The sequence below is a fragment of the Roseateles sp. GW835-FHT13E02 genome, assembly GCF_058794035.1.
This window is the reverse complement of record NZ_JBXAGJ010000019.1, coordinates 61694-86198: the sequence shown is the minus strand read 5'-3', so window position 1 is coordinate 86198 and position 24505 is coordinate 61694. Positions and strand designations below refer to the sequence as shown.

Here is a 24505-nt window from a genome sequence, read left to right as displayed (position 1 = left end):
CAGACATGGCATTGGTAGAAGTGAAAGTTCCCGACATCGGGGACGTCAAGGACGTGGCGGTGATCGAGCTGCTGGTCAAGGTGGGCGACACGGTGGCCGTGGAGCAAAGCCTCATCACTGTGGAGAGCGACAAGGCCTCGATGGAGATCCCCAGCACCCACGCCGGTGTGGTGCGCGAGATCAAGGTGGCCCTGGGCGACAAGGTCAATGAAGGCAGCGTCGTGCTGCTGGTCGAGGCGGCGGGTTCGGCGGCAGTGGCTGCGCCGGCTGCTGCGCCCGTGGCAGCGCCGGCTCCGGTGGCCGCAGCGCCTGTTGCCGCGCCGGTTGCTGCTCCAGTCGCCGCCCCGGCGGCGGCCAGCCTGGTCGAGGTTTTTGTGCCCGACATCGGCGATTTCGAGTCGGTGGCGGTGATCGAGGTCTTCGTCAAGGCCGGTGACAGCATCAAGGTCGAGCAAAGCCTGATCACGGTCGAGAGCGACAAGGCCTCGATGGAGATCCCGTCCTCGCACGTCGGCGTGATCAAGGAGCTCAAGGTCAAGCTTGGCGACAAGGTGGCCAAGGGCTCGCTGCTGGCGCTGGTGGAAGTGCAGGGCGCTGCGGCTGCTCCTGCTGCGGCGCCGGTGGCGGCTGCTCCCGTCGCTGCGGCACCCGTGGCCGCGCCGGCCGCTGCTGCAGTGGTCCTTGCTCCTGTTGCCGCGCCGGTCGCCGCTGCAGTCCCCGCCCACGATCCGACTGCCCTCAAGGGCAAGCTGCCGCACGCCTCGCCCAGCATCCGCCGCATGGCGCGTGAGCTGGGTGTGCCGCTGGACGAGGTCAAGGGCACAGGCCCGAACGGCCGCATCCAGGAGCAGGACCTGCAGGCCTTCGTCAAGGCCGTGATGGCCGGCGCACTGCAGACCGCGGCGCAAAAGGCGGTGGCACCTGCCGCTGCCCCGGCTGCGGCCGGCGGCGTGGGCCTGGCGGGCCTGCTGCCCTGGCCCAAGGTGGACTTCGAGAAGTTCGGCGCCATCGAGCGCAAGGACCTCAGCCGCATCAAGAAGATCAGCGGCGCCAATCTGCACCGCAACTGGGTGGTCATCCCACATGTGACCAACCACGACGATGCCGACATCACCGAGCTCGAAGCCTTCCGTGTTCAGACGAACAAGGAGAACGAGAAATCCGGCATCAAGGTCACCATGCTGGCCTTCATGATCAAGGCGGCCGTGGCGGCGCTGAAGAAGTTCCCCGAGTTCAATGCCTCGCTGGAAGGCGAGGGCGATGCGCAGAAGCTGGTGCTGAAGAAGTACTTCCACATCGGCTTTGCGGCGGACACGCCCAACGGCCTGGTGGTGCCGGTGATCAAGGATGCCGACAAGAAGGGCATCTTCGAGATCAGCGCCGAGATGGGCGAGCTGGCCAAGAAGGCGCGCGACGGCAAGCTGGGCCCGGCCGATATGAGCGGCGGCTGCTTCACCATCTCGTCCCTGGGCGGCATCGGTGGCCGTTACTTCACCCCCATCATCAATGCGCCGGAAGTGGCCATCATGGGCGTGTGCAAGAGCCAGATCGAGCCCAAGTGGGACGGCAAGGCCTTCCAGCCGCGCCTGATGCTGCCGCTGAGCTTGAGCTGGGACCACCGCGTCATCGACGGCGCGGCCGCGGCGCGCTTCAATGTGTACTTCGCTTCGCTGCTGGCCGATTTCCGCCGCATCGTGTTGTGACCCACCCCCGAAGCGCTTCGCGCCTCCCCCTTAAGGGGGCGAACCCAGCGGCCCGGCAAAGCCGGTTCCGCGGGTTCCGCTGGATCAAACCGGCAGGGCGCTTCGGCGCTTTGAGCTGAAAACATAGGATTCATGTCATGGCATTGGTTCAAGTACAAGTTCCCGACATCGGCGACTTCAAGGATGTGGCCGTCATCGAGCTGCTGGTCAAGGTGGGCGACACAGTCAAGGTCGAGCAAAGCTTGGTGACCGTGGAGTCCGACAAGGCTTCGATGGAGATCCCCTCCTCGCATGCCGGCGTGGTCAAGGAAGTGAACGTCGCGTTGGGTGACAAGATCAACCAGGGCACGCTCTTGCTGGTGCTGGAGTCGGAAGCCGCGGCTTCGTCGGCGCCCGCACCGGTCGCGGCTGCACCCGCAGCGCCTGTGGCGGCCCCCGTGGCCGCACCCGCTCCCGCCTTCGTCCCCGCCGCCGGCAGCTACAGCGGCCCGGTCGATCTGGAAGCCGATGTCTTGGTGCTGGGCGCCGGCCCCGGCGGTTACTCAGCCGCCTTCCGCGCGGCCGATCTCGGCCTGAAGGTCGTGCTGGTGGAGCGTTATGCCACCCTGGGCGGCGTCTGTCTCAATGTGGGCTGCATCCCCTCCAAGGCCTTGCTCCATGTGGCGGCCGTGATGGATGAGGTCTCGCACCTCGGCGATCTGGGCGTGGAGTTTGGCGCGCCGACCGTCAACATCGACAAGCTGCGCGGCCACAAGGAAAAAGTGATCGGCAAGCTGACCGGCGGCCTGGCCCAGATGGCCAAGATGCGCAAGGTCACCACCGTGCGCGGCTATGGCAACTTCATCGATGCCTTCCATGTGGAAGTCGAAGAAACCGCCGGCGAGGCCCAGGCCAAGACCGGCGCCAAGAAGGTGGTTCGTTTCAAGCAGGCCATCATCGCGGCCGGCTCGCAGGCGGTGCGCCTGCCCTTCCTGCCGCAAGATCCGCGCATCGTCGATTCGACCGGCGCGCTGGAACTCAAGGGCACGCCCAAGAAGATGCTGATCATCGGCGGCGGCATCATCGGCCTGGAAATGGGCACGGTCTACTCGACCCTGGGCGCGCGCCTCGATGTGGTCGAGATGATGGACGGCCTGATGCAAGGCGCCGACCGCGACCTGGTCAAGGTCTGGCAGAAGATGAATGCCAAGCGCTTTGACAACATCATGTTGAAGACCAAGACCGTCGGTGCCGAGGCCACGCCCGAGGGCATCAAGGTGCAGTTTGAGGGCCTGGATGGTGTCAAGAGCGAAGGCGTCTACGACTTCGTGCTGCAAGCCGTGGGCCGCACGCCCAATGGCAAGAAGATCGCCGCTGAGAAGGCCGGCGTGGCCGTGACCGACCGCGGCTTCATCAATGTCGATGTGCAGATGCGCACCAATGTGCCTCACATCTTCGCCATCGGCGATGTGGTCGGCCAGCCCATGCTGGCGCACAAGGCGGTGCACGAGGCCCATGTGGCGGCCGAAGTGGCGGCCGGTGCCATCCTCGGCGACGCGCACCTGAGCAAGAGCCAGTTCGACGCCCGCGTGATTCCGAGCGTGGCCTACACCGACCCGGAAGTAGCCTGGGTGGGTCTCACCGAAGACCAGGCCAAGGCCCAAGGCATCAAGGTCAAGAAGGGCCTGTTCCCCTGGACCGCTTCGGGCCGCGCGATCGCCAACGGCCGCGACGAAGGTTTTACAAAGCTGCTCTTCGATGAGGAAACCCACCGCATCGTCGGCGGCGGCATCGTCGGCACCCACGCCGGCGACATGATCGGCGAGATCGCCCTGGCCATCGAGATGGGCGCCGACGCCGTCGACATCGGCAAGACGATTCACCCGCACCCGACGCTGGGCGAAAGCATCGGCATGGCGGCGGAAGTGGCGCATGGCTCGTGCACGGATTTGCCACCGGCGCGGAAGTAGTCTGCGGCTGCGCTGAACTGCAAATCAAGGCCCCGGACGGGAAACTGTCCGGGGCTTTTTGCTCTTTGCGCCGGGCTGTCATGCCTGCGCAGGCGTCCAGACAGCCCGTGCGCGCTTGGGATGAAACCCTGGGGACGGCGCCAGATGGCGGCACCAGAGGCCGGTACCCGAGACCTGCACCAGGCAGGCGCAAGACCGCTGCTCTTGCGCTTGGACTTGCGGCTCGATGCGGTCAGTGTCTGAAGCGCCGCCGTTCACCCGACGAGTAGAAACGAGAAGAAACTTGCCAGTTGATGTCGAAATCTGCAGCGTCGGCGGCGTCTTAGGTTTGGGGGCTGGGGCCTTGCTGCGACTCACCGCTTTGGGTGGCATGCTTCTCGGTCGGCAAGGCTTGTGACGCACTGTCAGCCCTCAGCCCTCAGTCCTGTCGTTTCTAGAATCATTTGGAGAGTTCACCATGCAATACATGTTCTTGCTCTACAGCACGCCCGAAGCTGAGCCCGTCTACGGCACGCCCGAGTTCCAGGCCATGATGGCCGACTTCGCCGCCTTCAGCGCAAAGGCCCAGGCCGATGGCGTTCTGCGCGGCGGCGAAGGCCTGCAAGGCATTGAAACCGCCACCTCCATCAAGCTGCGTGGTGGCAAGGTCGAAACCATGGACGGCCCTTTTGCCGAAACCCGCGAACACCTGGGCGGTTACTACGTGCTCGATGTGCCCGATCTCGACACCGCCCTGCGCTACGCGGCGCAGATGCCGGTGGCCGCATTCGGCACCGTCGAGGTGCGGCCCTTGCTGAACTACGACCCGGCCGACGCCTGATCGCTGGCTCGCGAATGAGCGCCCCCGCCCAGGCCATCGCGCTTGTCCAGGCGCTGGAGACCGTGCTGCGCCGCGACCGGGGGCGGCTGATGGCCGCGTTGACGTACCGGCTCGGTTCCTTCCACCGCGCGGAAGATGCGCTGCAAGAAGCCTGCGTGTCCGCGCTGAGCCACTGGGCGCGCGATGGCCTGCCCCAGTCGCCCCAGGGCTGGCTGATCCAGGTGGCCTATCGCAAGGCGCTCGACCAGTTGCGCGCCGAGGGCCGCGACGGCGAGCGCGAGGCGGCGGTCCAGTTGATCAATGACTTGCTCGGGCCAGACGAGCCTGAGCCCATTCCTGACGAGCGCCTGCGCCTGGTCTTCACCTGCTGCCACCCGGCGCTGGAGCTCAAGTCGCGGGTGGCGCTGACGCTGCGGACCGTGTGCGGCCTCTCCACGGGCGAAATCGCCCGCTTGTTCCTTGATCAGGAGGCCCGGGCCAAGGCCAAGATCGCCCGCGCGGGCATCGCCTACGCCGTGCCCCCGCCCGAACAGTGGGACGAGCGGCTGCAGGCTGTTCTCACCACCGTCTACCTGATCTTCACCACGGGCTACACCGCCGCGCCCGACGAGGCGCGGGATCTGTGCGCCGAGGCGCTGTTTCTGGCCCGCCTGCTCGATGCGCTGTGCCCTGAGCAGCCCGAGATCGAAGGTGCGCTCGCCCTGATGCTGCTGACCGAAGCGCGCCGGGCGGCGCGGGTCAACGCCCGCGGCGAAACCGTGCCGCCTGCGGAACAGGACCGTCGGCTGTGGCGACGCGAGCTCGAGGCCGAAGGTCGGCACAGGCTGGAGACGGCCTTGCGCCGCAAACGGGCGGGGCCGTTCCAGATCAAGGCGGCGATCAGTGCCTGCCAGATGGCCGAACACGCGCCGGACTGGCCTCAGATTTTTCAGCTGTACACGGCCTTGCTGCCTTTGGAGCCGACACCGGTGGTGCGCGTCAATCACGCCGTCGCGATGGCCGAGAACGGGCTGCTGGGCGCCGCGGTGGCCACACTGAACGAACTGCAGGAGCCCCTGGCAGACTTCCAGCCCTTTCATGCCGCGCGCGCCGCCGTGCTCGTCATGGCGGGCCAGTCCGACGCAGCCCGGCGGGCGTACGACCGGGCCATCGAACTGGCGACCCTCGACAGCGACCGGCGCTTTCTGGCGGCAAGGGCGGCTCGGCTGTGAGCCGGCCGAGCCAGGCCGCTGCTTCAGCCGGCATGCCTCAGCTGGCATGCTTCCCCCGGCATGCCTCGGCCGAGCGACGGCCAGGCTCAGCTGGCCTTGCCCGCCGCTGCGGCCAGACGCTTGCGTTTGGCCGCGCTCATCAACAGGGGATGGTTCAGGCGGTCGGCATCGACGGTGGCATTGATGACCGGCATCTGTGGCGACAGACCCTTGCGCTGCGCCAGCGGCAGCTCAGTGGCGGCGCGGTCTTCCACGGCAAAGAAGCCGCCTTCCGGCACGGTCATGCCCCACACATTGCTCTCGGTCACCTCGGTGAACTGGTAGTTGCCCAGGTAAGTGGCTTGCCCCGACTTGACCGTGAAGCGGATGGCCAGGGCCTTCTGGGGTGTGAATGCGTTGTTGGCCCAAACCAGGCTGAAGCCGCTGAGCACATAGTCGCCCGGCGGCATGGCCCGCACCAGCACCACGCCGCGCTCGGCCCGGTCGTCGAATTGAAAGTCGGGCTTGTCGGCGCCCATCATGCTGCGGTGTTGGTAGCTCAGCGATGGGAAAGCGGCCGGCGCACCGACGCGCTGCACGATCAGACGGATGCTCTCCATCTTGGTTTCGCCCAACATCCCCAGGCCCACCACCACCGTGCCGGCGTCGGCACCCTGATACTCCGCCGGCGCCGTGGCGCAGCCCGACAGCAGCGCCCCCAAGCCAGCCAGGCCGGCGACAAAATTTCTGCGCAACATGGTTTCTCCTCCATTGTTTTGAAAGCGCGCGATTGTAGGAAGCCTGGGACGCTGGTGAAGTCAGGGTCTTCCGCGTTCGCAGAGAGGCTCAGAGATCGTGGGGCACGCGGTCAGGGTCTGCGCCTGGTGACATGACGATGCGGCAGCTTGTTGTGCTTGAGGGGTGTAGTCGCGACCTGTGGCATGCCCGCTGTGCTTGAAGCCGGGCAGCGCGGCGGTGAGATCGATTCCGCTCGGGCAGCCGCCAACGAGGGCTGCTCAATCAAGAGCTGAGCTTGCAATGACGGGGCGCTCGTCGTTGATGGCCGCCCCTGTTTGCGGCGGCGTTCATGAGCCAGGGCGCCGCCGCCATCCCTGACCGACATTGGCCGGCCGCCCTCAGCGTGCAAGTAGGAATCGCGCCAGCGAGTCGATGTCGCTCGCGCAGTGGCCGCCGTAAATCGGGTGCCATTCGGTCTGCCAACCCTGAGCACGCGCGCGTTCGATCAGGCGCTGGCTGCCCTCGAAATTGCCATAGCGGTCGTACAGGCCGTTGGAGACGTAGAGCTGCGGACGTGGGCTTGAAGCGGGGAGTTCTTGTTCGATCAAGGCCAGCGGCGAAACGCGCTGCCATTCCGCATCGTCCGTCACATACTGGCGCGCCAAACGGACGACGCCGAAGCCGATCTTGGGGTCGGCGCCCGTGCGCTCCAGCGCAGCCTTCAGCTGGCTCAGGGGTGCGAACGGCGAGTCCACATAGACACCGGGGCACAGCGCGGCCACCTTGGCAAAGTGCTCAGGCCGGCTCAGGCCCAGGATCAGGGCGTTGAGTCCTCCCATGGATTCCCCCAGCAGCAAGCGACGCGCCGGGCGACCGTGGCGCGCTTCGATGGCGGCCATGTCGGTGTGGACCTGCTCCAGCAAGCCGCTGGCCTCGGCCTTGCCTTTGGGGGTGAGTAACCACACGGGTCCGTAGGACAGGGTCACCACGGTGGGAGGGCGTTGGCCCATCCGCTGCCAAGCGCCCTGGATCATGGCGGTCATGTAGGACGGGTCGTTCCAGATGGTTTCGTCGAGCTTGCGGCCATGCAGGTGGTAGAGCCAGTCGCCATTCACGCCGCCCACATCCCGGTTGATGCAGTAGCGAAGCTGCCCTTCTTGCCCGCATTCCTGCTGTGCCGGCGTAAAGCTCACGGCCTGATCCCCCCAGGGCTGGCTCCAGCGTTGCCAGAGTAGCGCGCTGATGCTGATGAGGGCCAGCAGCAAGACGGCGGCGACAGAGAGATAGGTGCGACGAGAGCGCTTCATGGTGGTTTGGTGTTTCATGTGGGTGGTACCTGCCTGGCTGTGCAGGCGGAGTGGCTGAGCGGCCGCGGATAAGACGAGAAATTCAAGCGGCCATGCGGCAGCCTCAACCGGGCTCGGGAGAGCTCAGTCAGAGATGCGGGCCGCAGGTGAATGCGAGTCGGCTGGGCTTGGGGTGAGGCGAGTTTCTGCCGTGTCTAGCGAGGCTTGAGCCGTCGCCATGGAGCTTTGTGCGGCTCTCGCCGGTGTCGGGGCGTATGCGCTGCCTTGCTGGGCGCCTGTGGGCCGGGTTCGGGCCCCGAGACGGCTGCAAGGCTGAGCACATAGCCCAGGATGGCGCTGCCGCCCATGCCCAGCAGCGGCGTGGGCAGCAAGCCCGGCAGGCTCATCAACAGAAGGCCGGCCCAGAGCAGGCTGTGTTCGCGTGCGTGCCGATGGCGCCATCCTGGCAAGACCAAGAGCAGCAGGGCGGCGAGCATCAGCCCCGTCAGCAAAGGCTGAGGGCTGTGCGACCAGGCTTGCAGCAGGACCTGATCGACGAAGGCCTGGCTGTTTGGCATCTGCCAGTGCTGGCTGCTCATGCCCGCCGCCAGCAAGGCCAGGCAGGCCAGCAAAGCTTCAGCCTGATGAGCCGCTTGAGGCTCGCTTCTTCGCGCGCTGCGCAGCAGCAGCATGAGACCCATCAGCAACAGCCACATCGGCTCCGTTTGCGCCCAGAGCGCGCCGATGGCCAGGAGCAAGCCCAGGCTGCTGCCCAGGGGACGGCGGGCCTGTGCCTGTCCGGCCGGACGATTCGACAGCAAGAGCAGGCTGGGCACGAGCAGCCACACCAGCTGCACGCTCACAGGGCCCAATTGCAGCCAACGCCCGTTCAAGCCCTCGCGGGCTTCCAATGCGCAACTCGCCAGCAAGAGGCTGCCCAGCAGGAGGCAGAGCCGCTCGCGCAGGCGCGGGTCTGTTTGAAGCCCTTGTTTGGGCAGCAGGGCCAGGCTGGCCAGGGCAAAGGCCAAGGACAGGCCGTTCATCCAGGGCCAGGCCTTGGGTGCGCCCGTCGTGGCCATGAACACGCCACCCATCAGCACCGCCAGGCAGGCGCTTGCGGCGCCGAGGCGTGCCGCGCTTGCTTCATGCACTTGCTTTAGCAAGGTGCCGCCCAGGCCCCGGTACGCAAACGCTCCGGTCATGCGCTTGGCGCTCGCTGTAGCCGATTGCCAGTTCGACAAGAGACGCAGCTTCAGCGCCAGTGCCAAGCAACCAAAGGCGAAACTGCAGGCCGCTCCGGCAGCGCGGATCTCGTCGAGCTCGGCCGCCATGGCTTGCGCCCAGGGCGCCTGTGCCTTGGGCATCAGGGCCAGGCATGCGCGCATCAGCCATCGCGCGAGGACGAGTCGCAAGGCGCTTGGTGCGGGTTTGCTCATGATGGCTTGGTCGATGAACGCGGCGCGACCGCCCAGCCGGTTTGCAGCTCAGCGGCCCGGCGCCGAGCCCGCGCTTGGTCGAGTGCTTCGCCCATGCCGGCCAGCCAAGCACGGCCCGCTTCCGTCAAGCGGTAGGCGTGGCGTGGCGGCCGGCCCGGTGTGGGCGACTCCTGCCACACCGCTTCGAGTTGGCCTTGCGCTTCAAGCCGCATCAGCAGGGGGTACAAGGTGCCGGATTTGATGTCGGCCTGCGTGGCGATGTCGTAGCCATGACGCCATTCTTCGCCGGCGTCGGCCAAAACCAGCAGCACGGCCAGGGCCTGCTGTGAGGGTGCGCGTGTTCGTGTCATTTGATAACTCTACATATGTAGAGTTAGCGGGTCAAGCGTCGACTGCAGCGAGATCGCCCTGGCCCTAGCGATCGGCGCGGACGTGGTGGACGTGGTGGACGTGGTGGACGTGGTGGACGTGGTGGATATGGGCAAGACCATCGACCCGCGGCCAGCGCTGAGCGAAAACGTCGGCATGGCAGCGGAAGCGGCGAGATCCATGGCGAGACCCGAGCCCCGAAAGGGAGGCCGTCGGGGCTCGTGTTGCCGGATCTGGCCCGGCGTGTGCGCTTGAAAGGAGGCCGGCATAGACTCCCGGCAAGCATTGCCACCGGAGACCGCCGCCATGACCACTCGACCCTCGATTTGAACCCTGGCTTGCATTTCCGTCTCGCTCTTGGTTGCTTGTGGTGGAGGGGGCAGTTCCGTCGCGGCGGAACCCAGCTCAACGCCTGCACCGACTCCCGCCCCAACGCCCGCCCCAACGCCCGCACCAACGCCCGCACCAACGCCCGCACCCACCCCGGCCGCGCCTCAGCTGAGCACCTTGCGCAGCGATCTGCAAAGCCCCTGGGGCATGGTGCAACTGCCCGACGGCCAGTGGCTGGTGACGCAAAAAAGCGGCAGCCTGCTGAAGCTGCCGGCCAGTGGTCAAGGGGCTTCGGTCGCGATCAGCGGAGTGCCCGCGGTGGCGTCTGCGGGGCAGGGCGGTTTGCTCGATGTGGCCATCGACCCTGACTTTGCGAGCACGCCCTGGGTCTACCTCAGCTATGCCGAGCCGGGGCAGGGTGCGGAAGCCGGCAAGTCCGGCACGGCCGTGGCCCGCGGGCGTCTGGTCGGCAATGCGCTGCTCGACGTGGTGACGATTTTCCGGCAGGCACCCAAGGTCAGCGGCAGCGGCCATTTCGGCTCGCGCCTGGTGTTCGCAAGGGACAAGAGCCTGTTTGTGGCTCTGGGCGAACGCCAGCTGGGCTCGCCGGCGCAAGACCTGACGCAAACCCTGGGCAAGGTGGTGCGCATCCAGCGGGACGGCAGCATCCCCAGCGACAACCCCAGCTTCGGCGCAGGCGCCCGTGCCGGCCTGTGGAGCATTGGTCACCGCAACCCTCAGGGCGCGGCTTTGCATCCGGCCACGGGCGAGTTGTGGGTCAGCGAGCATGGCCCGCAGGGCGGTGATGAGATCAACATCGCCCGGGCCGGCGCCAACTACGGCTGGCCGGTCAAGAGCTACGGTTGCAACTACGGGGATCCGGTCAGCGAGGGCTGCCGCCTCGGTGGTGGCGTCCATGCGCCGAGTTATGTGGAGCCTCTGAGCTACTGGGTGCCGGTGTCGGTGGCGCCGGCCGGCTTGGTCTTCTACACCGGCAGCATGTTCCCGGAATGGCAGGGGCAGCTCTTCTCGGGCTCGCTGGCGGGACAGGCCTTGTGGCGCTTGCAATTGAACGGCAACACCGTGCAATCGCGCACCGAGATGTTCAAGGACCAGGGCGAACGCATTCGCGATGTGCGCCAGGCCGCCGATGGCGCCTTGATGCTCTTGACCGACAGCGGCAAGCTGATGCGCTTGGCACGGTGACTGTGGCGGCGACATGATTTGCTGGGGCTGCGCCCTTGATGGCGCGCCCCGGCTTGGCGCTGCTGCGTCACTCAAGGCCCGAGTTGCCGTTCACGGCGGCTTGCCGATCCTTGGGATTGATCCAGGCTTTGCGACCCAATAGCCATCGCCCCACCACGCCATGCCGAATCAAGGCCTCGAAGCTTCCAAGCGCCAGCGCCAGAGTGAGCGCCAGCACCAGGGGCAGTTTGACCCACCAGGGCCAGGGCTGGTCCATCAGCGCCAACTGGAGCGCCAGCGCAATGGGCAGGTGCACGAGGTAGACCCAGTACGATGCATCTGCCAGATGCGTGAGCCAGGCGCGGCGGACCGAGCCGCCCAGCCGCTGTGCCCAGCCGAGCAGCGCCAGGCAGCCCCAGACGGAGCCTAGAGCCCCCGCGGCCGCCACCGGCCATGAAGCCGAAGCGCCAGTGGCAGGCAACAGCAGCAGGTAGGCGCAGGCAGCCAGTCCAAAGCCTGCAGCCAAGCTCCCGGCCCATCGGGCCTGGGCCAGGCGTTCCCACCACGCCGCGCTGCTCGCCCCCATTGCATAGAATGCACCGTAGAAGCACAGGGCCCAGAACTGCGGCAGCAAGGCCTCCGGTGCAGGGTGCGGGGCTGGCACTGCGTGCAAGAGTGGCAGCAGGATCAGGGGAAGCGCGCTCACCCAATACTTCAGCGGCAAGTCACGCAGCCGCGCGGCCCAGGCGGGAGGGGCCAAAGTGCGCGCCACCCAGGCCAGCAAGGTGAACCACAGCAGATACAGCAGAAACCAGAGGTGGCCTGTGCCTGGTGGCGGCAAAGTCCAGCCCTGGTCCATGGCGCGCCTGATCAGCTGCAGCAGGGGTGAGGGGTGCGCGACGTGGTCCAAGGCCCACCTGAGCAAGGCGCCCATCGCCAAGTGCAGCAGCGGCACCCCGATGAGCAGCGGCACGGCCAGGCGACGCAGGCGAGAACTCAAGAACCCGGCCGAGCCCCGTTGCGCCCAATGCCTGGCGGCAAAAAAGCCAGCCAGCCAGAAGAACACCGGCATGCGCACCAAGTGCAGAGGCCACAAGAGCAGATCCAAGGCGGGGGCTTGGGATCGATCGGCGGTGGGCCACAGCGCAGCCACCAATGGGCTGTGCGCCAAGGCGACGTGAAACACCACGCCGGCCAACATGGCCCCGGCCCGCAGGGCATCCAGGGCGTGCAAGCGTGGCGGCATGGCGCGCCGCTCAGTAGAACGCGGGCTTGCGGAGGTGATGCCAACCGGTGTTCAGCATCAGCGCCAGACTCAAGAGCAATTGCGCGCCAAGGATGAGCAGCACTTGCCAGCTCCACACAACCACAGGGCCTGACCAATGTCGAGCGATGTCAGGCACCTGGCTCAAGCCGGCCATCAGCGGATTGATGAGCGCGGAGCCGGTGATCATCACGAAGATGTTCCAGCCCTCTGATTCCACGCGCATGGCCACGGCGAGAGAGAGGCAAAAGGCCAGCAGGAGGTGGCCGGCCAGCAGCAGCACCAGGGTCAGCAGGCCGTCGGGCAAGGGGGTCCACAGCGTGATGGCCACGGCTCCAGCTGTGAGCAGCACGAAGGGAACGCCAAAGGTCACGAGGTTGCCCAGCAGTTTTCCCAGGTAGAAGTCCAGCGGAGTGACGGGCAGGCTCATCACGAAAGCCAAGGTTTTCTCCTTGCGTTCGTTGATGAGGGCGGTGCTGACGGCGAAGCAGGACGCCGCCACCATCACGATGATGAGCAAGAGCGATCCCAGGTAGAAACTCCAGCTCTGCGCATGGCCCATCAAGGCCAGGGCCAGGACACCGGCGCCCACATAGGCGGCCAACTGCTTCTCGAACAATTGCCAGTCCTTCTGGACGAGTGCTCGGATGACAGGCCATTGGGGGGTGAAGGGTGAGGGGTTCATGCTGTCGCTCCGCTGTGTTCGCGTACGGTGCTTACGAAGATGTCTTCCAGGGTCAGGGGGGTGATTTGATGGATCTGCATGCCCCGAGCCTGCAATCGCTCTTGCAAGCCCGGACTGAAGGCGCGCACGCGCAACTCCACCAAAGAGCCATTGCGACGGCACTGCGCCACTTCGGGCCAGTCGCCCAAGTCGTCCGGCGCGTACCCGTGGCCGACGATGCGGCGCCAGCGCTCCAGGTAGCTGTCCTTGGCCTCGTCGGTGAGCAGTCGCCCTTGATGCAAGAACGCGATGCGATCCGCCAAGCGCTCCACTTCGCCCGTCTGGTGCGAGGAGAACAGCACGCTGCGGCGCTCGTCCATCAACACCTCGGCCAAGGCGTCCAGCACCTCGGCGCGCGCCACCGGATCGAGTCCCGTGGTCGGCTCATCGAGCAAGAGCAGGCGAGTGCGACGGGCCAGCACCAGCAGCAAGAGCGCTTTGACGCGCTGACCATGTGAGAAGCCCGCCACGCGCTGGTCGGCTGGCAGGTCAAAGCGACGCCGCAGGTGCTCAGCGTAGGCGCCGTCCCATTGCGGCACCATGCGGCGCACAAAGTCGAAATGCCATGACAGAGTCTGCGAGCCATACATGCGCATGTCTTCCGAGGCCAAGGCCGTGTGCTGCTTGGCTTGCACCTGCTGCTCCGGCAAGCGGTGGCCCAGCACCTCCAGCTGCCCGCCATCGGCCAGGCTCAGGCCTGCAAGCAGGCGCAGCAGCGTGCTCTTGCCGGCGCCGTTCACGCCCACCAGGCCCATGATCTGGCCCTCGGCCAGCTCGAGATCCAAGGGATGCAGGGTGAATGCCTCATAGCGTTTGCTGACGCCCCGCAGGGCAAAGGCGGGAACCGGGGAGGGGCTCATGAGGAGGCTCCATCAGTGGCGCGTTGGGCGCGCCGGGTTTGGATGAGATCGTGGAACTCGGCGTCGCTCAGACCCAGGCGCTCCGCACTGGCCAAGGCTTGATCGAGGTGAAGAATCAGTTCGGCCTGTTGCTGTGCGCGTGGTGCGTCGGTGGAGTCGGCGACGAACGAGCCCTTGCCATGCCGAGTGATGATCACGCCGGCATGCTCCAGCTCAAGGTAGGCGCGTTTGACGGTGATGACGCTGACGCCGTTGGCTGCTGCCATCTCGCGGATGGACGGCAGTGCGGTGCCGGCTGGCCAATCACCGGACAGCACCTTGATGGTGACCTGCTCGACGATTTGCCGGTACATCGGCTGGGCGTCGGAGGCCGACAGAAACAGTTCAGCGCTCACTCGATCAATCACTGGGTATATTGTCTATACACAGTATATACAGTGAAGCCTGTTGATTTCAAGCCGCACCGTGATCCCTCAAGAACCGGTCGGTGGCCTTTCACCCGGCCCAGCCGCGCGCTTCTTGCGAAACCGAGTACGGGCCTGAGACTCAGCAGGGCGCGTGATGCGCTTGGGGTGGAGCGCGGTTCAAGGCATGGAGGACCGGGCGTCGCCCAGCTCCAGCACGAAGCAAGTGCCCTGACCGGGTGTGCTTTGAACGCTGAGGCTGCCACCCAGCCGGGCCAGGGCCAGGTTGTGGCAGACATGCAGGCCCAGGCCGCTGCGGCCCTGGCCGAAGCGGGTGCTGAAGAAGGGCTCGAAGATGCGGCCCAGGTCGGCCTCGGCGATGCCGCAGCCGTTGTCGCTCAGGCTCAGGCGAAAGCCGGCGCTGCCGGGCCGTGGTTCGAGCTGCAGGCGCAGCCGGCCTTCGCTGCTACCCACGAACGCATGCAACCGGGCATTGCGGCACAGCTCGGCCAGCAGCTGTTGCAAGGCCACCGGGTCGCTGTCGAGTTCCAGCCCGGCATCGATTTGGAGCTCCAGTTCGAGCTGGAGCCCTTGCTCCTGCAAGGCCTCGTGCTGGCAGGTTTGCAGGGCCGCTTCACACAGCGGGCGCAGGCTGAAGCGGCGCCGAGCCTCGGTGGTGGAGTCCACCGCGATCTGCTTGAACTGCTCGACCAAAGCGGCGGCTCGGCTCAGATTGCGGGCCAAGAGCTCAGCCGACTGGCGGGCGTGCAGCAGGTAGTCGTCCAGGGCACTGCGGCGCAGGGCCTGCGCCTGAACGGCCTGACTCAGCGCTTCATTGCGCGCCTGCCAGTGGCTGGCGGCCATCATGCTGTTGCCGATCGGGGTGTTGAGTTCATGGGCAACACCGGCCACCAACTGCCCCAGGGCCTGCAACTTGCCTTGCTGCACCCGCTGTGCCATTTCGCGCATCAGGGCATCAGCGCGGCGAGCTTGCTCGGCCGCTTCGGCGCGGGCCTTGTCGGTTTGGTGCAGGGCCTGCATGGCCAGCACACGTTGGTTGGCCAGCTCGGTCTGGCTGCGCTGTCGGGCGGCGTTGGCGGCGCGTGAAAGCTGGTAGGCCTGGGCCATGTCGCCGGCTGCAGCCCAGGCGTCGGCGAGTGCTTCAGCCAGCTCGCTCGGGATTTCAAAACCAGGCAGGGTCTGGGCCAGGGCTTGAGCTTGCAACAGGTGGTGCAGGGCGGCGTTGGGCGCCATGCTGCCGGGTGGGCATGGCAGCGCAGGGTGGCGTGTGTGGAGGCTGGCCAGTGCGCGCAAGGCCTCAATCTGGCGGAAGGCGTGGCCGCTGGCGGTGGCGCGCTCCAGGGCCCGCAGGGCGCAGGCCAGGGCCTGCTCGGGCCGATCCAGCAGGGACAGGGCTTGCGCCTGGCCGCGCAGCGCAAAGATGGCCAGATCGGGCTGCGTCTGCGCTTGCGGGTGCCGCCCCAGCTGTTCGAAGGCCTCCAGTGCCGCCGCGGCTTCGGCGCGGTCCAGCGCAAGATCGCCCTCGCATTTCAAGGCAATCGCGAACGGGCGCGAGGTCGGTGCTTTGGACATGAGCGCCAGCGCTTCCTGTACCGCCTCCTGGGCCGCGTCCAGCCGTCCGAGGCGGCGTAAGGTATCCCCCAGCTGCGCCAGGCTGTAGCCCATCAGCTGCGGCCAGGCGCGCTCACGCACGAGTGCCAGGGCACGTTCCATCCAGTGCAAAGACTGCTCGTAGGCGCCGAGATTGTTCAAGGCATCGGCCGCGTTGTGGATGGCCACCACGGCGCGCTGCACCTGGCCTGAGGCCAGGGCGAACTCGCAGGCCAGCAGCCGTTCGGCGGCGGCCCGCCCGTAGTCGCTGCGCTGGGCTGCCAGGGTGCCGCGCAGCTCATGGGCCCAGGCTTTGGCCCCGAGTGGCAATGCATCAATTGCTTCCTGGCCGGGGGCGCCGCGCGCCCGCCCTGCTGCAGGGTCGGCAAAGGTGCGCAGCAAGTCCCCCCACAAGCCTGCCGCCAGTCCGCGCAGCGAATCTGTACCGGCCCGCTCACGGACCTCATCCAGAAACGGCAGGGCCTGGGGCTGGCGGCCCTCGAGCACGGCTTGCAGGGCTTGCAACCAGGCGCAGTCCGCCAAGCCTTCAGGGTCGGCCGTCAGACTGAACCCCTCGCGGGCTTCATGCAAGGCTGCGCGGGCAGCGTCGGGCTGGATTGCCAGCAGGGCTTGTTCGGCGCGCACCAGCGCCAGACGAGCGCGATCCCCCGCGCTCAGCGCGATCGGCTGGGCCACCAGGTCGCGGGCCAATTGCTGGGCCGCCGCCGGGTCACGCTGGCGCTGATGCCAGCACAGTGCCACCCGTTCGTCCAGCGACGCGGCCCCCTGCCCAAGCTTGCTCAGCAGGGCTTGATAGCGCGCCTCGTCAATGAACAAGTCCATGGTGCCTGGAAGCATAAGCCAGACGCTGTGTCGGTGGGCGCGCGGAGGTGAGGGCGAGATGCTGGGGCCATGGAAGGTCGGCACCACTCAAACGAGGGGGTCTGACTGCAAGTGCGGACTTTCACCACGGGTTCCCCCTGACTAAGGGGGCGTTCAAGAAATGGTGGATGACGTACGCTTCCAAAGTTGCCCGGCGTGCCGGGCTTTGCCCTTTTTCAAAGCTTCATGGGACAGCATATGTACAACGACAAGCGAACCAGATCCGTGATCACGCTTCTGGCGCTCGGACTTGCCGCAGGCGGCAGTTGGGCCGGCAATTTGGTGGCCACCTGGACCAAAAAAGCGCCGCTGGAGCCCTTCCGCTCGGCCACCAGCCCGGGCCCGCGCGCCTGGACCTCCATGGACTTTGACTCCCTGAATGGCAAGCTGATGCTGTTCGGAGGCAGTGCTTCGGGCTTTGTGGCCGACATCTGGCAGTACGACACCGTCGCCGACCAGTGGACCGCCATCGAGAACCCCGCGGATCACTGCCCGGGTACCTTCGGTTTCTCCGGCCCGGACGGTCGAGACACCCAGGTCACGATTTACGACGACTACAACCACCTGTATTGGTCGCTCTCCGGCGGTGGCTACAAGTGCACCGGCACCCGTGCCACGATGCGCACCGCTCAGGCCGGGACCAACACGACCACCGTGGTGGACTCCTCGCTGCCCAGCGATGTGACCTCGGACCACTTCAAAGACTGGACCGTCGCCACCGGCTACGGCAAGGCCTATGTCCAGTCCTACGACTCGATCACCAAGACCCTGACCTTGGCCAGCCCGGTCTACGGCCTGGCTCCGGGCTCGACCTACCAGATCAAGGTGTGGACCGACGGCGGTTCGTGGTACTACTCGCCCGTCACCCGCCAATGGGCGGCGCTGCAGCTGGCCCACTACGGATACACCGGCCCGACGCCCCATGTGGGCTATGGCTCGAACACGCCGGCGGCGGCCTACTCGACGGCCGACAAGGCCATCGTCATGTTCGGCGGCTCCATCAACGGCGTGTCGCTGAATGAAACCTGGGTGCTGGATGCCCGCACCAAGACCTGGGCGCTGAAGAAGCCGAATGCAGAAGTCGGCCCGTACAAGCGCAATGAAATCAGTTCGGGCATGGTCTACGACTCGGTCAACGATGTCTTCATTCTGTACGGCGGCCGTTGCGACGGTTCCGACACCCGCTGCCCGGGTGGCAAGGGCCCCTTGGGCGACACCTGGGCCTACAAACTGTCGACCAACACCTGGACGCAGATGATCACCCCCGTGAGCCCGCCGGCTCGCATGGGCCACCAGATGTCCTTCGACAAGGAGCATGGGGTGGTGGTGATGCACGGCGGTACCTCGGTGCGCGACTTCTACGCGACCGTGCCGACGACGGCAGAGCTGTTGGCTGACACCTGGATTTACGACTTTGCCAAGAACACCTGGACCGAAGTGACCCCAGCTGTGTCGCCGCCGGCGCGTTATCTCGCCATGATGGCCTATGACCCGATCGCCAAGGTGTCCGTGCTCTACGGTGGCCGCGAGCCGGGCCAGAGCATTCAAGGCAGCGTCTGGCATCTGAGCCTGGCGGATTCGGACAGCACGGTCAATCAGGCGCCCCAGGCTGCATTCAGCGTGTCGCCGGCCACGGGTTCGCTGAACACCACCTTCGCATTCGACGCCTCGACCAGCCGCGACATCGACGGCTCTATCGTGTCCTACCTCTGGAACTTCGGTGATGGCAGCGGCGCCGAAGGCGCCACGGCCAGCCACCGCTATGCCGCAGCCGGCACTTACACCGTGCTGCTGACCGTGACCGATGACCGCGGCGAAAGCGCGCAGAAGTCCATCAATGTCGTGGTGACGGACAAGGACGTCACCCCCGACGCATTCAGCTTTGCCAGCGCCACCAATGTGGCCCTGAACAGCTGGGTGGTGTCGGCTCCGGCGACCATCGCCGGCATCGATGCTGCAGCCCCGATCCAGGTCACCGGCGGTGAGTACAGCCTGGACGGTGGTGCCTTCACCAGCGCCCCTGGCACGGTGCTGGCCGGTCAGGTGCTGCGCGTGCGTGTGATGAGCGCCAACACCAACTCGACCACCCGCGGCGTCACCGTGGTGGTGGGCGGCTTCTCGGCCAGCTTCAACACCACCACCGTGGCCGCCAGCGGCGATGTCAAGCCTTTCGTCTTCAACCCCGAGTCGAACGCAGCCCTGAACACCCTCGTGTCTTCGGGCACGGCCACCATCACCGTCACCGGCCCGACGCCGATCTCGGTGGTGGGCGGTGAGTACAGCATCAGCGGCGGCGCCTTCACCAGCGCAGCCGGCACCGTGACCAACGGTCAGGGTGTGCGCCTGCGTTTGCAATCCAGCGCGAGTTTCGGCAGCACCAAGACGGCTGTTGTGACGGTGGGTTCGCTCAGCGTGCCCTTCAACGTCACCACCATGGCCGAAGACATCACCCCTGATGCCTTCGCCTTCGTTCCGGTGCCAAGCGCTGCGCTGAACACGCAGATCATCTCGAACAGCATTGGCATTTGGGGTGTGAACACCGCCACGCCGATCAGCATCGTGGGCGGTGAGTACAGCATTGCCGGTGCCCCGTACACCTCGGCGCCAGGCACCGTGGCCAAGGGTCAGACCTTGCGCGTGCGAGTCAACAGCGCTGCTGCGTATGGTGAGACGACCCGTGCCACCTTGACCGTCGGTACGGTCAACGCCGTGTTCAATGTCACGACGGCCAATCTGGACACCACGCCCGACGCTTTTGCCTTCCCCGCAGTCACGGGCGCGGCCCTGTCGACCCAGACGGCCTCGGCCGGTGTCATGATTCGCGGCATCAACGGCCCGACGCCGATCAGCGTGACCGGCGGTGAATACAACATCAATGGCGGCGCCTTCACCAGCGCGGCTGGGACGGTCTTGTCGGGTCAGACCGTGCGTGTGCGTCAGCTGAGCAGTTCCAGCTATGGCGCGACCAACACCACGGTGTTGAACATCGGCGGCGTTACCGCAGGTTTTGCGGTGACCACCTCGGGTGTCGACACCACCCCGGCGGCCTTCAGCTTCGCTGGCCTCAGCAATGTCGACCTGGGCATCTGGATCACCTCGCCGGTGGTCGTCGTCACGGGCATCAACGCGCCCACGCCGATCAGCGTGACGGGCGGTGAGTACAGCATCAATGGCGCTGCTTTCACCAGCGCGCCCGGTATGGTCAACAACGCGCAATCGGTGCGTGTGCGCGTCACCAGCAGCAGCCAGCATTCCACCGCCAGCACGGTGAGCCTGAATGTGGGTGGTGTGAGTGGCAGCTTCACGGCCGTGACAGCGGCTCCCGACACCGAGCCACTGGCTTTCACGTTCCTGGCCAATGTGTCCGCATTGCCCAACACGGTGGTGGTGTCAGAAAGCAAGGTTGTGGCGGGCATCAACACGGCAACGCCGATCAGCGTTGTCGGCGGTGAGTACAGCATTGCGGGCGGTGCCTTCACCTCGGTGGCCGGCAGCATCACCAAGGGGCAGTCGGTTCGGGTTCGCCTGACCACCGGTCCTGAGTATCAGACCAGCCAGAGCGTGACATTGACCGTGGGCTCTTACAGCACCCGCTTCGATGTCACCACGGCCGTGGCCGATCGCGTCCCGACGCCGTTCTCCTTCGACCCGATCTCGGGTGTGCTGGTCAACACGGCTGTGACCTCGTCGACCCGCACGGTCAACGGCATCAATGCGCCCACTCCGATCTCCATCGAAGGCGGTGAGTACAGCATCAGCGGTGCTGCCTTCACCAGTGCACCGGGTACGGTGTTGAATGGTCAGGGCATCCGTGTCCGCGTCATCAGCAGCAGTGCCTTCGTGTCCACCAAGCGGGCTGTGGTCACCATCGGTGGTGTCAGCGGCAACTTTGACGTCACCACCGTGGCGGAAGACGCGGTTCCTGATGCCTTTGCCTTCACCGAGGCGACCAACGTCGCCCTGGACACCTGGGTGTCTTCGTCGTCGGCCGGCATCTGGGGCATCAACACGGCAGCCCCGGTCAGTGTGGAGAACGGTGAGTACAGCATTGCAGGCGCGGCATTTACCAGCGTGCCTGGCACCATCACCAAGGGTCAATCGATCCGCGTCCGTGTGCGCAGCAGCAATCAGCCGCTGACCACCGCGACCGCCACGCTCAATATCGGCGGCTTCCAGGTCCCCTTCAAGGCGACCACCCGCGCCCAGTGAGGATGGCGCCCCGGGGTTTGCACCCTGGGGTCCGCGAGCGACGCATCCGCTCTGGCGGCGAACTCGTGAGTGAGAAAGCTTGAAAGAAAAGGCCCGGCTCCTTCAGGAGTCGGGCCTTTTTTCTTGATGCAGCAAGGGGTAGCGTTTGAGGGAGGGCAAGACTTGCCTGGCCTTGCCCCTGGGCTCACTTGAGATCCAGCGTCAGCCCAGAGAAGCTGCTGTAGGCGCGCAGGCCGATGTGGATGGTTTCACCGGCGTTGACGGTCAACGTGCAGGTTTCCTTGTTGGTGCTGCCGTTCGAGCGACATTGGTAGTTGCTGGTGTCCGGGGCTTCGGCGCGGCGCAGGTAGAGGTCGGCATCGCCGCTGCCGCCACTGGTGCTGAAGGTGACACTGCTGCGGCCGGCCGGCACCGTGTAGACATAGCGCAGCCAGTTGCCCTTGGTGGCGGCCAGGCCGGTCTTGGGATAGCCGCTGTTGCCGACCTGCAGGCTGGCCAGCAGGTTCACGCCGGTGAAGGCATTGCTGGCCACCAGCTTGATGTAGGCCGTGCCCGGGGCGGCCAGCAGCAGCGTGCAGTTCTCGGTGTTGCCGCTCAGGGCCGGGCGGCAGTCGTACTGCGTGCTGGTCGGTTCGGCGCCGGCGCGCACATAGAGGTCGGCATTGCCGCTGTTGCCCGCGCCGCCGCTGATGCCGACCAGAACCTGGGTGCCGGGCTGTGTGGTCTTGATGAAGTAGCTCAGGGTTTGATCCTTGGCCGCGCCCAGGTTGTTGACCGGCACGCCAGACTGCAACTCCAGCGGCGTGTTGTTGGACAGTACCAAGTCCTGGCTCTTGCTGCCGCTGGCGCCGCGATCGTCGGTGACGCTCAGGGTGGCGCTGTAACGCCCCGCCTGCAGATAGCTGTTGCTGACCTGGGCGCCGCTGGCGGTGCGGCCGTCACCGAACTGCCAGTCGTAGCGGGTGATGCGGCCATCGCTGTCGCTGGAGGCGCTGCCGTTGAAACTGCAAACCAGGCCGTTGCAGCTGCTGCTGAACTCGGCCACGGGTGGCCGATTGCTGCCATTGCCGCCATCGTCTCCACCTGGCACCTGGTTGTTGAAGTGGGTGGCCACCTGGGGCCAGATCTTGCTGATCTGCACGCCTTGGTTGGTGCAACCGCCGAAGTGGTGCAGGGCCAGCACCTTGCGGCTGCCGGCTGCAATCACCGGTGAGCCCGAGGATCCGCCCTCGGTGTCGCAGTAATAGGCGACATCGGTACCCGAGGCATTGCCCGCCACCGAGGCATTGTCGATCTGGCAGGCCGCACCGCCGTTTTGGTCGCTGGTGACGGCGAGCTGCTTGGGCTTGCCGCCCCCGTGCTGGGCAATGAAGATGGGCTCACCCTTGACCGCAGCCCGCGGATCCAGACCGAGGTAGCCGAAGCTGGCCACTTTGGCGAAATCGTTGATGGTGAACAGCGAGTAGTCCAGGGTGGCGTCGGTCTTGAGCAGGGTCTGACCGGTGACCTTGGTCACGGCGGCCAGGGTGCTGCCGCCGCAGCTGGTTCTCTCGTAGTTGAACCAGACTTCGGTATTGCTCAGGGTGTTCTGGGTCGACAGGCAGTGGTTGTTGGTGAACATGCGGTTGTCGGCGCCGACCCGCCAGCCGGTGCACAGGCCGCTGCCGGCCATCAGGAGCCGTGCCACCGGGCGGCTGCGATCCACGGCACCGGCGTGGCTGGCAGCCAGGCAGACCGGATCGCGGCGTTCGTCGCCGCCACACACGGACAGTGGGGCCGGGCCCGAGCCAGGGCCGCGTCCAGCGGCCTCGTCAGCGTCGAACTGCCCGGCATGGAAACGGTCGATGTGCAAGGCATGGTCGGGCCCCCAGCGCACGCCGGCTGGCAGCACCAGGGTCAGGCGGGCGCGCTCGCCGAACACCGACATTGCGGCAAACTGCCGCAATCCGTCTTCACCGAGGCTGCGATCGAAGGTGCGGTTGTCGGCGCGCGCAGGTTCGGCCTCATAACGATGAAGTTCCTGGCCATCGGCCGAACTCACCAGCACATAGGCGCCCTTGGGCAGGCGGAAATCGGCGAAGTGCAGCTTGATGAAATCGGCGCCAGCCTTGTGGAACTGCCGCTCGATGCGGCGCTCGCGGGCTGTCTGAGCGGCTGAGGCTGAGGCCTCGCTTGCTTCGGCGTCCAGGCGCTGCTCGCTGGGCCAGCTGCGCGCCACGGTCAGTGGCCGGGCAGCGAAGGTGCCCGGAAGGGCCGCAGGGTTCGTCTTGACCGCGTCGGTCCGGCCTGTCTCGGCCTGCACCGTCACGGGCAGAAGGCTGCTCAGACTGGCAGCAAGGGCGAGCCCTGAAAGGCTCAAGCTGGATAGGTGTCGCATGGAAGAGGCTCTTTCTCGACAAACATGTCGCGTGAAGTGAAGCCGCAGGACGGATGGGTGGATGGATCGCGCCTGCAGCGGCGCCGGGACCGCTCGACACCGGCCCGCGCATGATGGACACAAGCCCGTGCGGCGACATGTGTAAGTTCTGACAGGGCTGGGCCCGCTGCACTGTCCCCAGCCTCTGTGGACAAGTGCGTGGGCAAGCTGCGGGCGGTGGCTGCAAGTGACTGATCCGATTGAGTTTTTCTTGCCCTGCTGCGAAATCGAGCAATGTGGATGCAGCCCCCGCAAACGGCCGGCCCTAGCCCTCGGCGGAGCTTGTCCCCGAGCGCTGTGGACAAGTCCGTGGGCAAGCTGCGGGCGAGCCCGGCAAGTGCTTGATGCCAAAGGGAGAAACTTGTCCTGCCGCGAAATGAGGCAGTTGCTGGGCTGGGGTGTCCGGCTTCAGCGGCCGCGCGCCGGCAGCCTCAGGGGCGGCAGGCTGGCGCAGTTGGCCACGCCGTAACGATCCACCTGAACGCGGTAGCGGGCTTTCTCGGGTCGGGCCTGCCAGTCTTCCAGGCTTTGCCGGCAGCTCCACTGCCGCCCGTCACTGGCACGCAGCTGCAGCTCGTAAAAGCTTTGCCGCTTGCCCAAGCGTTCTTCGCCTAGACCCTGGCGTTCGGGGTCGCCGGGGCGCAGATCGGGCCGGGGCCATTGCGGTGCCTCGGGCGCCTGGCCTTGGCGCAGCGCCAGGTACGAGGTGCGCCATTGCAGGGCGCGGTAGTGGCAATGCTCCAGGGCACCGCTGCGTTGGCCGCTGGGGTCGCTGTCGAGCAGGCGGCGGCTCAGCAACTGGGCGCCCTCGGGCAGCTCGTCACACCAGCCGCTGCCGGTTTCCAGGGTGCGGCGCTCCACCTCGATCTCCAGCCGCCAGGTCTTGGCCACCTGCTCCACCTTCAGCCCCTCGGGGCCGAACACCCAGCTCGACAGAGCCAAGAGCCCGCCCCCGGCCAGCATCAGCGCCAGGCCGCGCCACAGGCGCGTGGGCGCAGGTCGGGTGGCTGCGTGGGGGGCTTCAAGAAGGTGGGCATCTTGGCGCTTGCGCATGGTGCGATTGTCGGTGAGCGTGTCGCGCGGGCTGCACCGCCGCCATGACGGCGGTCTGTCGCCCCGCTTTGCGTCT

General features: G+C 66.4%; 17 protein-coding genes. 6 read left to right on the top strand and 11 right to left on the bottom strand.

Annotation, left to right across the window (positions count from 1 at the left end; all coding sequences use genetic code 11):
• The first annotated feature begins 5 nt into the window (after window positions 1-5).
• From aceF to AC1Q6P_RS18065, 4 genes are all read left to right on the top strand, one after another.
• Window positions 6-1703 carry a dihydrolipoyllysine-residue acetyltransferase gene (aceF, locus tag AC1Q6P_RS18080; RefSeq protein WP_492665353.1) on the top strand — a complete coding sequence of 566 codons (1698 nt, stop codon included), beginning with the start codon at window positions 6-8 and terminating at the stop codon, window positions 1701-1703.
• Window positions 1704-1840: 137 nt separating this feature from the next.
• Window positions 1841-3652 (top strand): dihydrolipoyl dehydrogenase, encoded by a 1812-nt coding sequence (gene lpdA / locus AC1Q6P_RS18075; protein ID WP_492665352.1) that lies wholly within the window; start codon window positions 1841-1843, stop codon window positions 3650-3652.
• A 457-nt stretch (window positions 3653-4109) separates the two neighbouring features.
• A complete protein-coding gene (locus AC1Q6P_RS18070; protein ID WP_102766374.1) occupies window positions 4110-4472 on the top strand; it encodes a YciI family protein in 363 nt (120 codons plus the stop codon).
• 14 nt (window positions 4473-4486) lie between these two features.
• Window positions 4487-5683, top strand: coding sequence for an RNA polymerase sigma factor (locus AC1Q6P_RS18065; protein ID WP_492665351.1), 1197 nt, complete (start codon window positions 4487-4489; stop codon window positions 5681-5683).
• 86 nt (window positions 5684-5769) lie between these two features.
• Here AC1Q6P_RS18065 and AC1Q6P_RS18060 read toward each other — a convergent pair whose 3' ends face one another.
• The 4 genes from AC1Q6P_RS18060 to AC1Q6P_RS18045 all read right to left on the bottom strand — a co-directional run bounded on the left by AC1Q6P_RS18060 (window position 5770) and on the right by AC1Q6P_RS18045 (window position 9472).
• On the bottom strand, window positions 5770-6420 hold the full coding sequence (locus AC1Q6P_RS18060; RefSeq protein ID WP_492665350.1) for a hypothetical protein: 651 nt from the start codon (window positions 6418-6420) through the stop codon (window positions 5770-5772).
• A 378-nt stretch (window positions 6421-6798) separates the two neighbouring features.
• The gene (locus AC1Q6P_RS18055) at window positions 6799-7707 is read right to left on the bottom strand and encodes an alpha/beta hydrolase-fold protein (RefSeq protein ID WP_492665349.1); all 909 of its coding nucleotides are present in this window, start codon (window positions 7705-7707) and stop codon (window positions 6799-6801) included.
• A gap of 194 nt (window positions 7708-7901) precedes the next feature.
• Complete coding sequence (locus AC1Q6P_RS18050; protein WP_492665348.1) at window positions 7902-9098, bottom strand: hypothetical protein; 1197 nt, start codon at window positions 9096-9098, stop codon at window positions 7902-7904.
• 20 nt (window positions 9099-9118) lie between these two features.
• A complete protein-coding gene (locus AC1Q6P_RS18045) occupies window positions 9119-9472 on the bottom strand; it encodes a PadR family transcriptional regulator (RefSeq protein ID WP_271010236.1) in 354 nt (117 codons plus the stop codon).
• Window positions 9473-9998: 526 nt separating this feature from the next.
• Between AC1Q6P_RS18045 and AC1Q6P_RS18040 the strand changes: the two genes are divergently transcribed.
• A complete protein-coding gene (locus tag AC1Q6P_RS18040) occupies window positions 9999-11027 on the top strand; it encodes a PQQ-dependent sugar dehydrogenase (RefSeq protein WP_492665347.1) in 1029 nt (342 codons plus the stop codon).
• 67 nt (window positions 11028-11094) lie between these two features.
• Here AC1Q6P_RS18040 and AC1Q6P_RS18035 read toward each other — a convergent pair whose 3' ends face one another.
• The 5 genes from AC1Q6P_RS18035 to AC1Q6P_RS18015 all read right to left on the bottom strand — a co-directional run bounded on the left by AC1Q6P_RS18035 (window position 11095) and on the right by AC1Q6P_RS18015 (window position 16712).
• On the bottom strand, window positions 11095-12252 hold the full coding sequence (locus AC1Q6P_RS18035; RefSeq protein WP_492665346.1) for an acyltransferase family protein: 1158 nt from the start codon (window positions 12250-12252) through the stop codon (window positions 11095-11097).
• 10 nt (window positions 12253-12262) lie between these two features.
• On the bottom strand, window positions 12263-12832 hold the full coding sequence (locus tag AC1Q6P_RS18030) for a hypothetical protein (RefSeq protein ID WP_492703277.1): 570 nt from the start codon (window positions 12830-12832) through the stop codon (window positions 12263-12265).
• 119 nt (window positions 12833-12951) lie between these two features.
• Window positions 12952-13854, bottom strand: a complete 903-nt coding sequence (locus AC1Q6P_RS18025; RefSeq protein ID WP_102766381.1) for an ATP-binding cassette domain-containing protein — start codon at window positions 13852-13854, stop codon at window positions 12952-12954.
• Window positions 13851-14249: a GntR family transcriptional regulator gene (locus AC1Q6P_RS18020; RefSeq protein WP_223696650.1), complete on the bottom strand. Its 399-nt coding sequence runs from the start codon at window positions 14247-14249 to the stop codon at window positions 13851-13853. The genes AC1Q6P_RS18025 and AC1Q6P_RS18020 overlap by 4 nt, the downstream gene beginning before the upstream one ends.
• 189 nt (window positions 14250-14438) lie before the next feature.
• Complete coding sequence (locus tag AC1Q6P_RS18015) at window positions 14439-16712, bottom strand: ATP-binding protein (RefSeq protein WP_492665345.1); 2274 nt, start codon at window positions 16710-16712, stop codon at window positions 14439-14441.
• 264 nt (window positions 16713-16976) lie between these two features.
• On the opposite strand from AC1Q6P_RS18015, the gene AC1Q6P_RS18010 reads away from it, so the two are divergent.
• Entirely contained in the window at window positions 16977-20960 is a 3984-nt protein-coding gene (locus tag AC1Q6P_RS18010) for a Kelch repeat-containing protein (RefSeq protein ID WP_492665344.1), read from the top strand.
• A gap of 184 nt (window positions 20961-21144) precedes the next feature.
• Here AC1Q6P_RS18010 and AC1Q6P_RS18005 read toward each other — a convergent pair whose 3' ends face one another.
• Window positions 21145-23337, bottom strand: coding sequence for a pre-peptidase C-terminal domain-containing protein (locus tag AC1Q6P_RS18005; protein WP_492665343.1), 2193 nt, complete (start codon window positions 23335-23337; stop codon window positions 21145-21147).
• Between the two features lie 447 nt (window positions 23338-23784).
• Entirely contained in the window at window positions 23785-24429 is a 645-nt protein-coding gene (locus AC1Q6P_RS18000; RefSeq protein ID WP_492665342.1) for a hypothetical protein, read from the bottom strand.
• Window positions 24430-24505 lie beyond the last annotated feature (76 nt).